Origin of the sequence: Prevotella sp. P4-51, from assembly GCF_002251455.1 — a bacterium.
Taxonomy (GTDB): Bacteria; Bacteroidota; Bacteroidia; order Bacteroidales; family Bacteroidaceae; genus Prevotella.
Window position 1 is genome coordinate 57,931 of sequence record NZ_NPJM01000076.1, and the last position, 14,482, is coordinate 72,412.

The 14,482-nt window shown below is 53.7% G+C and carries 12 protein-coding genes; 3 read left to right on the plus strand and 9 right to left on the minus strand.

Annotation, left to right across the window (positions count from 1 at the left end; translation table 11 throughout):
• Positions 1-15: 15 nt before the first annotated feature.
• Positions 16-573: a hypothetical protein gene (locus CIK94_RS13815; RefSeq protein ID WP_094423381.1), complete on the minus strand. Its 558-nt coding sequence runs from the start codon at positions 571-573 to the stop codon at positions 16-18.
• A 26-nt stretch (positions 574-599) separates the two neighbouring features.
• On the opposite strand from CIK94_RS13815, the gene CIK94_RS13820 reads away from it, so the two are divergent.
• Genes CIK94_RS13820 through CIK94_RS13830 form a run of 3 tightly spaced genes read left to right on the plus strand, consistent with a single transcriptional unit; the run spans position 600 to position 6,278 of the window.
• Positions 600-1,352, plus strand: a complete 753-nt coding sequence (locus CIK94_RS13820; RefSeq protein ID WP_022309924.1) for a polyprenol monophosphomannose synthase — start codon at positions 600-602, stop codon at positions 1,350-1,352.
• 36 nt (positions 1,353-1,388) lie between these two features.
• A complete protein-coding gene (gene mfd, locus CIK94_RS13825; protein ID WP_094423382.1) occupies positions 1,389-4,853 on the plus strand; it encodes a transcription-repair coupling factor in 3,465 nt (1,154 codons plus the stop codon).
• Between the two features lie 6 nt (positions 4,854-4,859).
• The gene (locus CIK94_RS13830) at positions 4,860-6,278 is read left to right on the plus strand and encodes a sodium:solute symporter (RefSeq protein WP_094423383.1); all 1,419 of its coding nucleotides are present in this window, start codon (positions 4,860-4,862) and stop codon (positions 6,276-6,278) included.
• A gap of 513 nt (positions 6,279-6,791) precedes the next feature.
• Here the strand turns inward: CIK94_RS13830 and CIK94_RS13835 are convergent.
• The 8 genes from CIK94_RS13835 to CIK94_RS13870 all read right to left on the minus strand — a co-directional run bounded on the left by CIK94_RS13835 (position 6,792) and on the right by CIK94_RS13870 (position 14,250).
• Positions 6,792-8,303 (minus strand): glycoside hydrolase family 28 protein, encoded by a 1,512-nt coding sequence (locus tag CIK94_RS13835; RefSeq protein WP_094423384.1) that lies wholly within the window; start codon positions 8,301-8,303, stop codon positions 6,792-6,794.
• Between the two features lie 24 nt (positions 8,304-8,327).
• Positions 8,328-8,984 (minus strand): glycosyl hydrolase family 28 protein, encoded by a 657-nt coding sequence (locus tag CIK94_RS13840; RefSeq protein WP_094423385.1) that lies wholly within the window; start codon positions 8,982-8,984, stop codon positions 8,328-8,330.
• 19 nt (positions 8,985-9,003) lie between these two features.
• Positions 9,004-10,488, minus strand: coding sequence for a glycoside hydrolase family 28 protein (locus CIK94_RS13845; RefSeq protein ID WP_094423386.1), 1,485 nt, complete (start codon positions 10,486-10,488; stop codon positions 9,004-9,006).
• Positions 10,489-10,756: 268 nt separating this feature from the next.
• Positions 10,757-11,023, minus strand: a complete 267-nt coding sequence (locus CIK94_RS13850) for a helix-turn-helix transcriptional regulator (RefSeq protein WP_094387383.1) — start codon at positions 11,021-11,023, stop codon at positions 10,757-10,759.
• A 10-nt stretch (positions 11,024-11,033) separates the two neighbouring features.
• A complete protein-coding gene (locus CIK94_RS13855) occupies positions 11,034-11,294 on the minus strand; it encodes a hypothetical protein (RefSeq protein ID WP_094423387.1) in 261 nt (86 codons plus the stop codon).
• Between the two features lie 104 nt (positions 11,295-11,398).
• Positions 11,399-12,223 (minus strand): hypothetical protein, encoded by an 825-nt coding sequence (locus CIK94_RS13860; RefSeq protein ID WP_144008419.1) that lies wholly within the window; start codon positions 12,221-12,223, stop codon positions 11,399-11,401.
• A gap of 44 nt (positions 12,224-12,267) precedes the next feature.
• The gene (locus tag CIK94_RS13865) at positions 12,268-12,522 is read right to left on the minus strand and encodes a hypothetical protein (protein WP_144008420.1); all 255 of its coding nucleotides are present in this window, start codon (positions 12,520-12,522) and stop codon (positions 12,268-12,270) included.
• A gap of 273 nt (positions 12,523-12,795) precedes the next feature.
• The gene (locus CIK94_RS13870) at positions 12,796-14,250 is read right to left on the minus strand and encodes a radical SAM protein (protein WP_158216590.1); all 1,455 of its coding nucleotides are present in this window, start codon (positions 14,248-14,250) and stop codon (positions 12,796-12,798) included.
• Positions 14,251-14,482: the final 232 nt, after the last annotated feature.

Sequence of the window (14,482 nt, forward strand, 5' to 3'; positions counted from 1 at the left end):
CTAACTTAATAATATCTACAGGGGATAAATCGGTATCTTACCGCTTATTCCCTGTTCTTTTTTCTGCCTCTCCGCCCGCGCCGTCAGTTTCTCCGCCCGCACCGTCAGTTTCTCCACGAAGCCCGTCCACCCGCTCGCCGTCTGCAACCCCGCTGCGAGCCACTCTGAGTCGGGTCCGCGACTTGAAATGCAGAAATCATGGTTTGCCATATTCATTTCCAAGTTTGCATTCTCCGTTTCAAACCTTGAAATCACCGCAGATGTCATCTCCGCCAGGTATGTTTCCGTGAGCGGGAGAGTGGCAATGGTTGTACTGATGTCCCCATCAGCCTCGTCTACCGCCGCGACAGAGGCTATGGGCGCAAAAGTGATGTGCTTTCCCATATCCATTGGCTTGTTTTGTCCTTCCGCCGATACCGTTGTGCTGAACTTAACCATGCAAAACGAAAAAAACTTCGTGTTTTTCTTTGCATTGTCTTCGACTTGCACTACTTTGGATAAGATAGGCGGCGTCTTAACCATGCAAAACGAAAAAAACTTCGTGTTTTTCTTTGCATTGTCTTCGACTTGCACTATCTTTGTAAGAAAAATGGAGAGGTATGAATACCAGCGATAGTATTGTAATTATTCCTACATACAACGAGAAGGAAAATATGGAGAAAATCGTTCGTGCGGTTTTCTCCTTGGACAAGTGTTTTCACATCTTGGTCATCGACGACGGCAGCCCCGATGGTACTGCCCAGATAGTCAAGCGCCTTATGGCCGACGAGTTTGGCGACCGCCTGTTTCTCATCGAGCGCAGCGGCAAACTCGGACTCGGCACCGCCTATATCACCGGTTTCAAGTGGTCGCTTGAGCACAATTACGACTACATCTTCGAGATGGATGCCGACTTCAGTCACGACCCTGCCGACCTGCCACGCCTCTACTCTGCCTGTCATGACGAGGGCTACGATGTAGCTATCGGTTCGCGCTATGTGAGCGGTGTCAATGTCGTCAACTGGCCCATCGGGCGCGTGCTGATGAGCTATTTCGCGTCCAAGTACGTGCGCATGGTCACCGGCTTCAAGGTCCACGACACCACCGCCGGCTTCAAGTGCTACCGCCGCCGTGTGCTTGCCACCATCCCCCTCGACGAGATACGCTTCAAGGGCTACGGCTTCCAGATTGAGATGAAGTTTACCGCTTACAAGATAGGGTTCAAAATCAAAGAGGTGCCCGTCATCTTTGTCAACCGTCGCGAGGGAGTCAGCAAGATGAGCGGCGGCATCTTCGGTGAGGCTTTCTTTGGTGTGATGCGTCTCCGTTGGGACGGCTGGTTCCGCCATTATCCCGCCTTACCCAAAGCCTGAGCCATCCCTCTCTTTGAGTGAAGCGATTTCACGCCTATGACGATAGAAGATTTAAGCAGACTCTACGGAGCGTGCCCGCAAGCGGGTGCGCTCGTTAAGGTTTTGGCCGAACCTGCCACGCGCCATATCTATATACAAGGTGCACAGGCGTCGGCCACGCCTTTGCTCTTTGCCTCGGTGGCCGACAGAGTGGCCGTCCCCGTGGTCTTTATCCTCCCCGATGCCGACGAGGCGGGCTATTTCTACCACGACCTTACTCAGATTATGGGCCAGGAGCGCGTGCTCTTTTTCCCCTCGAGCTACCGGCGCTCCGTGCGCCACGGCCAGCGCGATGCCGCCAACGAGATACTGCGCACCGAGGTGCTCGGCCGTCTCAGCTCGCGCAGCAGTGGCGACGTGCTCTATGTGGTCACCCACCCAGAGGCTCTGGCCGAGATGGTGGCGTCGCAGCAGAACATCGACGACCACCGCATCCATCTCACCACGGGTCAGACCATCGACATCACCGATGTCGCCCATCGCCTGCGCGACCTGGGGTTCGAGATGGTCGACTATGTCTATGAGCCAGGTCAGTACGCCCAGCGCGGCAGCATCATCGACATCTATTCCTACTCGAGCGAATATCCCTACCGCGTCGACTTCTTCGGCGACGAGATTGATACCATCCGTACCTTTGAGGTCGAGGACCAGTTGTCCAAGGACCGCAAGTCCGAGATAGACATCCTGCCCGAGCTTGCCCAGACCGCCACCGAGCGCGTGTCCTTCCTGCAGTTCGTGCCCGACGATACGCTACTCGTTGCCTCCGACTTCGACTACGTGGGCAGCGTGGTGGCGCGCGTCTATAGCGAGGGTTTCTCCTCCCAGGCTCTCACCGAGCGGCTTGAGGGCGCCACCGAGATGGAGCGCCAGCAGATAGAGCGCGAGATGCGGCGCGAGTGGGCTCTCTGTCCGCCGTCGCAGTACGACACCCTTCAGGCACGCCTCCGCCACGTGTGGTTTGGCATGAATGTGGGCGCCCATGCCGACGCCCAGTCTGGCGCCAAGGCTACCATCACCATGAACATCACCCCGCAACCCCTCTTCCATAAGAATTTCGACCTCCTGCGCCAGTCGCTCGAAGACTATCTGCTCCAGGGCTACCGCCTCTTTATCCTTGCCGACAGCACCAAGCAGCAACAGCGTCTGCGCGAAATCTTCGCCGAGATGGGCAGCGACCGCGAGCGCTCCCACCTTGACGCCCAGCGCACCGGCATCGACTTCGAGGGCGTCGACAAGGCCCTCCATAGCGGTTTTGCCGACAATGCGCTGCGCATCTGCTGCTTCACCGACCACCAGATATTCGACCGTTTCCACAAGTACAGCCTCCGCAGCGACCGCGCCCGTTCCGGCAAGATGGCGCTTACCATGAAGGAACTCTACGAGCTTGAGCCCGGCGACTTCATTGTCCATGTCGACCTCGGCATCGGCAAGTTTGGCGGCCTGGTGCGCGTGCCCGTGGGCGACAGTTATCAGGAGGTGATACGCATCATCTACCAGCACAACGACAAGGTCGATGTCTCCATCCACTCGCTCTACAAAATCAGCAAGTACCGCCGCCAGGACACCGGAGAGCCACCCCGCCTCTCCACGTTGGGCACCGGCGCCTGGGACCGTCTCAAGGAGCGCACCAAGAAGCGCATCAAGGATATTGCCCGTGACCTCATCAAGCTCTATGCCCGTCGCCGTCACGAGAAGGGCTTCCCCTTCAGCGCCGACTCCTTCATGCAGCACGAGCTCGAGGCCAGCTTCCTCTACGAAGATACCCCCGACCAGCTGCGAGCCACCCAGGAGGTGAAGGCCGATATGGAGCGTGCCCGCCCCATGGACCGCCTCGTCTGCGGAGATGTGGGCTTCGGCAAGACCGAGGTCGCCGTGCGCGCTGCCTTTAAGGCCGCGTGCGACTCTAAGCAAGTGGCGGTGATGGTACCTACCACCGTGCTCGCCTTCCAGCACTACCAGACCTTCCGCAACCGTCTGAAGAACTTCCCCGTGCGCGTAGACTATCTCAGCCGTGCCCGCACGGCGCGCCAGACCACCCAGGTGCTGAAAGACCTGGCCGACGGCAAGATAGACATCCTCGTGGGCACCCACAAGCTCATCAGCAAGACCGTCAAGTGGAAAGACCTGGGGCTGCTCATCATCGACGAGGAGCAGAAGTTTGGCGTCTCGACCAAGGAGAAGCTGCGCACCATGAAGACCAATGTCGATACGCTCACCATGTCGGCCACCCCCATTCCCCGCACCCTGCAGTTCTCGCTCATGGGTGCTCGCGACATGAGTGTGATGCGCACACCGCCGCCCAACCGTTATCCCGTGCATACCGAGGTCGACACCTATGGCCACGAGGTCATCGCCGAAGCCATCAACTTTGAGATGAGCCGCAACGGACAGGTGTTCTTCGTCAACGACCGCATCTCCAATCTGCCCGAGATAGCCAACCTCATCCACAAGTATGTGCCCGACTGCCGTGTGGCTATCGGCCACGGCCAGATGCCGCCCGACGAGCTCGAGCAGGTCATCATGGGATTTATCAACTACGACTACGACGTGCTGCTCTCTACCACCATCGTCGAGAACGGCATCGATATATCCAATGCCAATACCATCATCATCAACGATGCCCACCGCTTCGGTCTCTCAGACCTGCACCAGATGCGCGGAAGGGTAGGCCGAAGCAACCGCAAGGCCTTCTGCTATCTGCTGGCTCCCCCCAAATCGCTGCTCAAGCCCGACGCGCGCCGCCGGCTTGAAGCGCTTGAGAATTTCTCTGAACTGGGCAGTGGTTTCAACCTCGCCATGCAAGACCTGGATATCCGCGGCGCCGGCAATCTGCTGGGCGCCGAGCAGAGCGGTTTCATGGAGGACCTCGGGTATGAAATGTATCAGAAGATACTGTCCCAGGCGGTCACCGAACTCAAGAACGACGAGTTCCAGGACATCTATGCCGACGAGATGGCTGCCGGCCGCGACATCAGCGGCGAGTTTGTCGACGACTGTGCCGTGGAGAGCGACCTCGAGATGTACTTCCCCGACACCTATGTGCCTGGCTCGAGCGAGAGGATGCTGCTCTACCGCGAGCTCGACAACATTACCGACGACCGCGAGCTCGACGCTTATCGCCAGAGGCTCATCGACCGCTTCGGCCCCATCCCCCACGAGGGCGAGGAACTCATGCAGGTCGTGGCGTTGCGCCGGCTGGGCAAGCGGCTTGGCTTCGAGAAGATTATCCTGCGTCAGGGCCGCATGACGCTTCAGTTTGTGGGCAACCCAGACAGCGTCTACTACAAGAGCACTGCCTTTGGCAAAGCCATCAACTACATGGCTGCCAACCCGCGGCGCTGCGAGCTCAAGGAGGTCAAGGGCCGACGGCTCATGCACGTGGCGCAGATAGCCACCGTGGGCGATGCCGTGGCTCTGCTGCGCGAGATAGACAGCCAGACGCCCACCTCATTCAACGCTTGACACATTATGATTATACTCTTTTCGGTCTTGATCTATTTCGGGCTGCTGCTGGCCTTCAGCCGGCTCACCACGCGCGGCTCGAGCAATGACACATTCTTTCGCGCCAACCGCCGCTCGCCCTGGTACATGGTGGCGTTTGGCATGGTGGGCGCCTCCATCTCCGGCGTTACCTTTGTCTCAGTACCCGGCATGGTGGGCGCCAGCGACATGACCTATCTGCAGACCTGCATGGGCTTTATCCTGGGCTACATTGTCGTGGCTTTTGTGCTGTTGCCCATCTACTACCGCTACGACCTCACCACCATCTACACCTACCTCAGTTTGAGGCTGGGGCGCTGTTCCTACCTCTCCGGGGCTTCGTTCTTCCTGCTGTCCAAGATGACCGGCGCCGCCGCCCGTTTCTATGTGGTGTGCATCATCCTCCAGGAGTTTGTCTTCGACAGCATGGGCATACCCTTCTACATTACCGTGCCGCTGCTGGTGGTGCCGATATGGCTCTACACGCGCCGTGGCGGAGTGAAGACGCTGGTGTGGACCGATACGTTCCAGACCCTCTGCATGTTTGCCGCCCTGATACTCATCATCATCCATGTCACCGATGCCCTCGACATGAGCCTCGCCCAGGCGATGGGCGCTGTGATGGACAGCGGCCACAGCCGCGTGTTTGTCTTCGACGACTGGGTGTCGCGGCAGAACTTCTGGAAGCAGTTCTTCAGCGGTGTGTTCATCGTGGTGGTGATGACCGGACTCGACCAGGATATGATGCAGAAGAACCTGACCTGCAAGACGCTGCGCGAGGCGCAGAAGGACATGTGCAGCTATGGCGTGGCGTTTCTGCCCGCCAATGCGCTGTTTCTCTCCCTGGGCGTGCTGCTCATGATGCTCGCCCAGCGCACGGGCGTCGATGCCTCGGGCGACCAGCTGCTGCCTGCCTTTGCCGCCTCGGGAGAGTTGGGCATGGCGGTGGTCGTGTTCTTCACCATCGGCATCGTGGCGGCGTCGTTCTCCAGTGCCGACTCGGCCCTCACCTCGCTTACCACCTCGTACTGTGTAGACATACGCGGGCGGGCCAACGATGAGCGCCTGCGCCATCGTGTCCACGTGGGTATGGCTGTGGTCTTCGCCCTCTTCATTCTGCTCTTCCGCGTGTTCAACAACACCAGTCTGCTCGACGCTATCTACGTCATGTGTTCATATACCTATGGTCCGCTGCTCGGCATGTTTGGCTTTGCGCTGCTCACCCGCCGCACGGTGCGCGACCGCTGTGTGCCCTATATTGCCGTCGCCTCGCCCCTCATCTGCTTTGGCATAGACACCGCCACCACCGCCCTCTGCGGTTATCACTTCGGCTACGAGCTGCTGATGCTCAACGGCCTCCTCACCTTTGCCGGCATGTGGGCGGTGAGCCACAAGGGCGACGCCTAACCTCACCCCACGACCGGGCTGCAAGCATAGAGCCAGCCTTACTGCCACAGGCAACGGCCTTACCATAACCAGGGCTGGACTTCTCACATGGAGTCCAGCCCTCTTCTTTGCCGCTGCCTCGGTCGCAGCCAGCTTAGCCTCGGTCTCGGTCAGGTGCACCGATGTGCTGATGGCCTTTGGCGGCTCGTATCGTATGTCACGTGAGTACGTGTCGGAAGTCACGGGCCCACGTGACATACGATACGAGCCTACGTAACATAAGGCACGAAGCAGCTATGGTGGTGAATGTGGTGGCTGTCAATAGCTTTTGCGGGTGTGGCGATGTCCTCTCGTATTGCTGTGGGTTGTGCGGTGGTCTGGCAGTATTGCTTGTGCCGGTCTGTCAGTGGCGTCGGAAGGTGGCAGGGCTTGCCGCCGCGACCGCGATGGGGCAGGGCAGTGGTGCGAAAACAAAAGTCAGCCATTCTCCCGTTGCCGGGCGGATGGCTGACTGCTTGTAGCTATGGTCTTAAGTTACTTCTTAATTTGCTTGGAGTTATGGGCGAATATCTGCTGTTTCTTTCCGGCTTTTGGCTCGGCCACCTTGATTTTGGTGAATGAGCCGCGGTTTACGTCGTCGAGGACGATGGCTGGGCGGTAGTCGGCCTTGCGGGCGGTAAGTCGCACGTTGCGGAAGGTCACTCCGTCGGCGTGGCGCACGTAGAAGCCCCAGGCGGGCAGCTCCTTGTGCTGGGAGAACTCAGGATAGGCGCGAGGCATCTCGGGCACCTTGTCGAGTTCGTCGGTTCCCACGCGGGCGTAGTTGGGGTCGCCTCCGCCGGGGTAGACTATCTCCACATTCTCGATGCTCACATTGGTGATGTGGTTGTTCTCAAGTCCTACGATGGCCGAGGGCGAGATGTTGCGTGGGTTGTCCTCGGTAGGACCCTCATACTCGTATCCGGCATCGGGCTTGGTGCCGGGCACCTCGGCATATACGTTGGAGATATGCACATTGTCCATACGGCTGCGGCCGGGCTTGTTGGTGTCGTCGTTGACCTCGATGAGCTCATGGGCATCGCCACGTCGCTGGCCCACAACGAGATAGATGGGGTTGCCGGTGTTGATGGAGCGCAGACTGTCTACGATGATGTTCTCCACGTGTCCGCCGTCCACCGCTTGTATGGTGATGGCCGAGCGGAAGGTGTCGAAGATGGTGTTGTTGACGATGCGGATGTTCTTGAAGCCGCCTACCGATGCGGTGCCAAACTTGATGCCGCTGGCGCTCGAGCAAGCCTTGTTGTTGCGCACGGTGATGTTCTGGCAGAGGCTCTTGGCATCGTGCGACTTGAGGCAGATGGCGTCGTCGGTGGCGTCGACGTAGCAGTTCTGGATTAGCGCTCCGTTGCAGTCTACGATGTCCATACCGTCGTTGTTCCAATAGGCGCGGCTGTGCACGGTGATGCCGTCGATGACGAGGTTGGTGCACTGGTCGTAGGTCTGGGTCCAAAAGGCTGGGTTCTGCAGCGTAATGTCCTTGACGGTGACATGGTTGCACTCACGGAAATAGATGAGCTTTGGGCGGTTGGCCACGCGGCCCAGCTTGAGCGGGTCGTTGATGATGCCGTTGCACGCCTGAGCCAGGAAGTTGTTGGCGAGCGCGCGGCCCTGTCCCTCGATTACTCCCTTGCCGGTGATGGCTATGTTGTCTTGCTTGTTGGCGAGGATGAGTCCGTACCAAGAGTTGAGCTCCATGTCATAGTCGTAGGGATTGGTCGACCCCACGAGTATGGCGCCTTCACTGAGGTGCAGGGTGACGTTGGACCGCATGTGGATGCTGCCTGTGAGGTAGCGGCCTACGGTGAATACGAGTCTGCCACCGCCCTGCTGTGCGATATAGTCTATTGCCTTCTGGATGGAGCGGGTGTTCATGGTGGTTCCGTCGCTCTTGATGCCGAAGAGGGTCATCTGGTAGTCTTTGGCGGCGACATTGGCGGCGGCGAGGGTCATCAGCGCCACCAGTATCAAATGTCTTATCTTGTTCATAGTTTTATACTGTTGGGTAGTAGGTTAATAACGGGGCTGTGTAAGACAGTCTTTGACAGTCATCTTTCCACACTCCTTGGCCTCATAGAGAGGCATGGCGGCGTCGGAGAGACCCAGGGTCACGGCTGTGACCTGGACATTGTGGCAGTGGTCAAACTGCAGTGGCGGGCAGGCATAGTTCTGCAGGGTGACACCGCTTGTCTGCACGCCTTTGCAGCGGTCGAGGGCGACGAGGGCAGGCACCTCAGCATTGGCGTCGGCGTATCCGCGAGCGGTCTGCTCGGCAATGTCGGCGATGAGCGCGCGGCTGTTGCCGTCGATGATGCCCTTGCCGGTGATGGCTATGTCGTGCTGTCCCTGGGCATGGATGAGTGCGCGGCGGGGGCTGCCCTTATGGTCGTAGACCGAGGGGGAGGCTACGAGCACGGCTCCTTCGTGTATCACGAGGGTTACGCCCGATTTGAGTTCGATGCTTCCGGTGAGGTAGCGGCCTACGTAGAAGACGAGGCGTCCGCCGCCCTGAGCAGAGATATAGTCTATGGCATGCTGTATGGAGCGGGTGTTGTTGGTCACTCCGTCGCTCTTCACGCCGAAGGCTACAGCCTGATAGTCTTTGGCCATGGCCGAGATGGAAGTCAGGGCCAGCAGGGTGGCGCAGAGCAGAGTCTTTATCTTGTTCATAATAGTTATGGTTTAGGTGTTACTTGTTGCGTGTAGAGTGGTATAGCACTTCCTGTACCTTGCCCTTGCTGTCGGGCTCTATGTACTGCATGTCTTTCAGGGTCAGTCCCTTGACGTCGTCGGCTACGATGGCCGGACGGTAGTCGTGCTTGAGCGCACGGAAGACGATGTTGTCGAAGGTGACATTCTCGGCATGGCGCAGATAGAAGCCCCATGCAGGCAGTTCCTTGAACTGGGAGAACTCGGGGTAAGACTTAATCATCTCGGGGATGCTGTCGAGGTCTTTGGCCGTGGTGCCGCGGTAGGCGAAGAGCGGGTTGCCGCCGCCGGGGGTGACTATCTCGATGTTCTGCAGCGTCACGTTCTTGATTTTGCAGGTGGGGATGCCCACTATACTGGCCGGCGAGATGTTGCGCGGCATATCCTCTACCGGTCCTTCATAGCTGTAGCCAGCGTCGGGCTTGAAAGAGGGTATCTCAGCATAGACATTGCGGATGGTAATGTTGCTCATGGATGGGCGTTTGCCCTTGTTCCATCGCTCGCCGGTACGCAGGAAGATTACGTTGCCGGTGTTGATGGACCGCACGCCATCGACCTCGATATTGTCGATGATACCTCCATCGACAGTAGCGAAGGTGATGGCAGAGCGATACGTGTTATAGATGGTAAGATTCTTGACTTTGAAGTTGCGGAAGCCTCCGCGTGATACGGTGCCAAACTTCAGACCGTTGGCACTGGAGCGGCCCACGCAGTCTTCGACCACCACGTTCTGACAGATGTGGCCGGCAGAGTGGGACTTGAAGCAGAACACGTCGTCGGCAGCGTCGATGGTGCAGTGGCGTATCACCACGCCGTCGCAGTCTACGACGTCGATGCCATCGTTGTTCCAGTACGACTTGCTGTCTACGGTGATGCCCTCGACCAGCAGATTGCGGCACTGGTCGTAGGTCTGGTTCCAGCTGGCGGGGTCGCGCAGGGTGATGCCCTCGACCACCACGTTGTCGCACTCACGGAAATAGATGTTCTGCGGGCGGTTGCCCTCATAGGGGCGGCCGTTGCGCAGCGCATCGTCGTAGAGTCCGCGGTTGATGATATCCACCTGGTTGTAGGCGGTCTGTGCGCCCTGTCCGTTGATGGTTCCCTTGCCACGGATGGCGATGTTCTTCTGTCCGAAGGCAAAGATGAGCGACTGCCAGTTGACCACGGGACTCTTGTCATAGTCCCAGGGATTGGTAGAGCCCAGCAGTTCGGCGCCGTTTTCAAGCATCAGCGTGACATCAGACTTCAGATAGATGGTGCCCGTAAGGTAACGGCCCGGCGTAAACACCAGGTTGCCGCCTCCGTGGCTGCTCACGTGGTCGATGGCATGCTGGATGATGTTGGTGTTGAGCGTGATGCCGTCGGCTTTGGCTCCGAAGTCGGTAACGCGATAGTCCCCGGCATTGGCTGTGACGCTCAGGAGTGTGCAGAGCACACAGAGCAGACTTTTAGTAATAGTTCTCATGTCGTAGATAGTTATGTTTCTCGCAGCAACATGGCCGCGAGTGGTGATTGTTAGATTTCTTTACGCCTACAAAATTAACAATAATCGCCTTCTCATGTGTGTGATTTTTGATATTTGCCCCCCGCTATTTGTTTCCCATCACGCAAATTCCCCCGACACTGACCGCTGAGCCAGAGTCGGGGGAAACAGCTATATATATTATAATAAGGTGTACGTCTCAGCCAACCCTATCGGTTGAGATAGCGCTCGGCCTCGAGCGTATTTGGTTTCATCGTACGATGGAAATCAGTTTGCAGCCCAGTGCAGTCTCTATCTTCGCTATGGTTTGCATGGTGAAGTTGTGTCTGCCCGTCAACCATTTGGATACTTCAGAATCTCGCTTGTGCAGCAAGTGGGCAAAATCCTTCTGAGTGAGGTTCTTGCTTTTTAGAACTTCGCTGATGCGCTCTGCTATTCCAAAGGAAAGGTCAAATTCTGCTTTCTGCTCAGCTGGTATAGCGGTGAGGCACTGTCTGAACAATTCATTCTGTATCATAAGCTGTATGTTATATTTCAAAAGTAGCACTTTGAATATCGGTTATCATATTTTTCTCAATGGTAACTTTGCCTGACTTTTGTGCTTTGACAAGCACCCTGTCAAATGTCTGCAAGTCCATCACATAACCGCTTAGTTTCTCATCCTCTTGATATGTGCGTGTGTTCTTGATGCCGCCGTTGCCAAGTATGAGAATTTGGTCAGATATGCGTAGACAGTAGAGTCGCAGTCTGCGTGAGTCGATAGCCAAGGCTTTGACATTGTCGTTCATTCTGCCTTCATTACGGAAAAAACCTTCAAGGGCACCTTTGTCAATGATCTTGGATAAAGCCGTTAATTGTTCTTATCCGATTGATTTCGTCAAATAACTGTTTGTCATTGCAGATTGTGAGGACCCTTTCTCTCAATGTTTACACTATAGGCATTCAAATCAAATCCATATCTGTTAAATAGTTTATCCAATACTTTGAAGTCAACAACTTCTTGCAAACAGCCAGCAATATAGTTAATAACAACATATGTGTGAATGATTTCCCTTTCAAATAAATCAACGGCATGTCTCTGGTAATCTTCATTTTCATAGGGATGTTTGGGAGAACAGGCTAACTCAAAGTCTAACAGTTCTAATGCCCAGGTATAATTGCCAATATGAATAGCATTATGCAAAATGTTATTATCATGCAGAATGCGAAGGTTGTGTATCAGAACATCTGCAGCGATGAGGTAAGCCATTTCATATCCGCGTTCATTAAGTCGTTCCCAGCGCATCACTTCCTCCCATAGTGTTCTTTGTGGCATGAATGCACAATCCTCTATGCGATAGGGGCACTCCACTGTATATTGTAACAGTACTGGGTGAACAATTTTGTTTGTGGGCAACTCTATGTCAGCCTCCAATTCAATTACCGCCTCCATCTTGTTTGTTTTTATACCCAAACTGCTTATTTCATTGCCTAACAGAAAATCCCTTTCTGCGTCTTTTCGTAGTAACAATCCCCAAGTGTCATCGCCCATTTCCCGTGTATTAAGAAAAGTTGATGACGAATAATTTAATCCATTGCCCTTTGTTACAACAAACTCACGCTGGCCACGTTGGTCTACAATAAAACTCCGGCCATGACAGGGGCTGATGTTATGTATAGTAACATCTCCAGATTTAGATAAAATATAGGGATATAAAAGAGGCTCACCATTCTTCATTATAGAATGAAATGGACACGCCATTGCTTGCACTGACACCATAATTAATTGCTGCGTTTGCTTAATTCATCTTTAAGAAAATCTTCCACTTGTACGATTTTACAACTAAGTTTCTTAGCAAAATCAGGATAACTGAATTTATCTATCAAAATGCGGCTAAAGCCTTCAATGCTTTCTCCTACTTTATAAAAAATACATGGAATATTGTCTATTTCTACACAAAGGAGATTTCTTCCCTCATCGTTATTAAAGAATTCTTCATAATGAGGGTCTTGTTTAAGTTTCTCTATTATTGTCATATTGTAAAATGTAAATTGTTGGTAAAAGGAGTGCATACCCCCGATTTCGGAAGCATGCACTCCCATCAGGAATGCTTGAAATTACCAAGAACGCCAAGCAATGCCGCACGTACCCTCAGTGTCTTTTGGGCAACAAGACATAGTCATGATAGAGCTAGCCTTGCTGATATTCAAATCCATCTTCATAATGAAAATAAATTATAATGTGATGCAGTTCATTTCTTGGGGAAAACTGTTTGCCCACCTACCTTCTATCTCATGTGTACACATTTCTTAGTTTCTTCTGTGAAGCCGTTGGGCATTATAGTCGGGTAGCGCATCCAAAGCTTCGTCTATGCTCATTCCGTCAAGAGGATCTCTACCTGCCATCATGTCCATAGCCATCTCATGGCGTATTTTTGCCAGTTCACAACTTGTTGTGCAGGCTTTAAGATACGAACCCTGTTGTGCTAGGTTTTGTCCAGAGCAAAGATTGCAGTAGTTGCAATAGTCGTGGCGCCCACATTCCTCATAATCAGACAGATTAATATTGTTCCATTGATTGAGTTTTTCACTATTTTCTAGGATGGAGTGTAGTGACTGACTGCATAAATCGCCAAAGGAAAGATGAAACGCACAGCAGGCTATCAACTTGCCATCCGGAGTAATACAAAATGAGTGTTCACCTGCACCACAGGGAGATCCCTCCATCGCTCTCTTCATTCCGCCATAATTCTGCAATTCCTTGCCTACATACAACGGCACATTGATATCCCTCAATACAATTTTGTATTGTTCTTTTGTAAGACGCAAATAAGAACTGGCACATGCATCGCCATCGATGGAGTCTGTAACGTCCACTTCGTATTGTATCATTGCACCATTCTTCTTGGCGATGTCTGCCACCCCCCTATATGTCTTTACATTAGGGCGCATCACGCAACACTTCACATCCATAGGCGTTCCGTAGCAACACAATTTCTCTATCACGCCCATCGATTTCTTCCAAGATCCTGGTATCCGTGTGATATAGTCATGTACCTTATCTTGGCTGCTATAGATAGAAACTCCAATTTTGCGAGGATGGTAGGCGAGCAATCGGTCTTCATGTCCAACCAAACGGAGTCCGTTAGTGAAAATATCTATTGCAACATTTTTCTTATATAGATAGTCTATTACATCCCATGTGTACGGATTTGAAAAAGGATCACCTCCAGACAAGCAGACTTTTACCAACCCTTCATCGTAAAGTTGGTCTATGATTCGCTTGTAGTCATCTAAATCCAATGCCGTTGAGTCGCCGCGGTGACTTTGCTCATTATCATTTCGTGTAGCTCCAATATTATAGCAGTGGATGCACTTCTCCGAGCAATTATATGTCATCTCGAACATTACACTTGTCACTCCGCCCACTCGTTCCATATAATCACGTTCTGCCGTAGTGATTTGTACGGGCATTTGTTCTTGCGTGTGACTAAGTTCCGCCGTGGAGTTCTGACTTTTCCTCCAAGAGCCAACTGCCTTTCGATAGTTCTGTATGTCTACACTTGTGGGAGCTGCATCAGTAATCAGATTTGCATTTTTCAAAGGCTCCGTAAAAGCTATGAGACTAGCTTCTGAGATTCCTGTCTTCTGCGATAAAGTGTGTATGGAAAACGTAGCGTTTCTTTCAACATCCAGTATGCATCCGATAACAAGGGCTGAAGCGTCCTCAAAGAGATAGTTCATACCTTCTATCAGATTATACATGATGGCCACTTTATGTTCTACGTTATATCTTCCGCAGGTCCATTCGGGCCTGTAAAATATGTCTTGTTGCATTTCGCCTCTAATAAACCAACGTGCTCCGAAGTTGGCTCACCCGATAAACCATGGGGATAATTCTTTGGTTCTATAGATTATTTATACCTTTGTACCATGAATAATCAAGGACTTTTAGCATTGGCACAGTTAATTCTGCCATCAGAGATACTTTCACGGC

Excerpts from the sequence above, each read along its gene's own strand:
- CIK94_RS13820 (WP_022309924.1), top strand. The coding sequence starts at position 600 with ATGAATACCAGCGATAGTATTGTAATTATTCCTACATACAACGAGAAG.
- mfd (WP_094423382.1), top strand. The coding sequence starts at position 1,389 with ATGACGATAGAAGATTTAAGCAGACTCTACGGAGCGTGCCCGCAAGCG.
- CIK94_RS13830 (WP_094423383.1), top strand. The coding sequence starts at position 4,860 with ATGATTATACTCTTTTCGGTCTTGATCTATTTCGGGCTGCTGCTGGCC.
- CIK94_RS13835 (WP_094423384.1), bottom strand. The coding sequence starts at position 8,303 with ATGAACAAGATAAGACATTTGATACTGGTGGCGCTGATGACCCTCGCC.
- CIK94_RS13840 (WP_094423385.1), bottom strand. The coding sequence starts at position 8,984 with ATGAACAAGATAAAGACTCTGCTCTGCGCCACCCTGCTGGCCCTGACT.
- CIK94_RS13845 (WP_094423386.1), bottom strand. The coding sequence starts at position 10,488 with ATGAGAACTATTACTAAAAGTCTGCTCTGTGTGCTCTGCACACTCCTG.
- CIK94_RS13850 (WP_094387383.1), bottom strand. The coding sequence starts at position 11,023 with ATGATACAGAATGAATTGTTCAGACAGTGCCTCACCGCTATACCAGCT.
- CIK94_RS13855 (WP_094423387.1), bottom strand. The coding sequence starts at position 11,294 with ATGAACGACAATGTCAAAGCCTTGGCTATCGACTCACGCAGACTGCGA.
- CIK94_RS13860 (WP_144008419.1), bottom strand. The coding sequence starts at position 12,223 with ATGAAGAATGGTGAGCCTCTTTTATATCCCTATATTTTATCTAAATCT.
- CIK94_RS13865 (WP_144008420.1), bottom strand. The coding sequence starts at position 12,522 with ATGACAATAATAGAGAAACTTAAACAAGACCCTCATTATGAAGAATTC.
- CIK94_RS13870 (WP_158216590.1), bottom strand. The coding sequence starts at position 14,250 with ATGTATAATCTGATAGAAGGTATGAACTATCTCTTTGAGGACGCTTCA.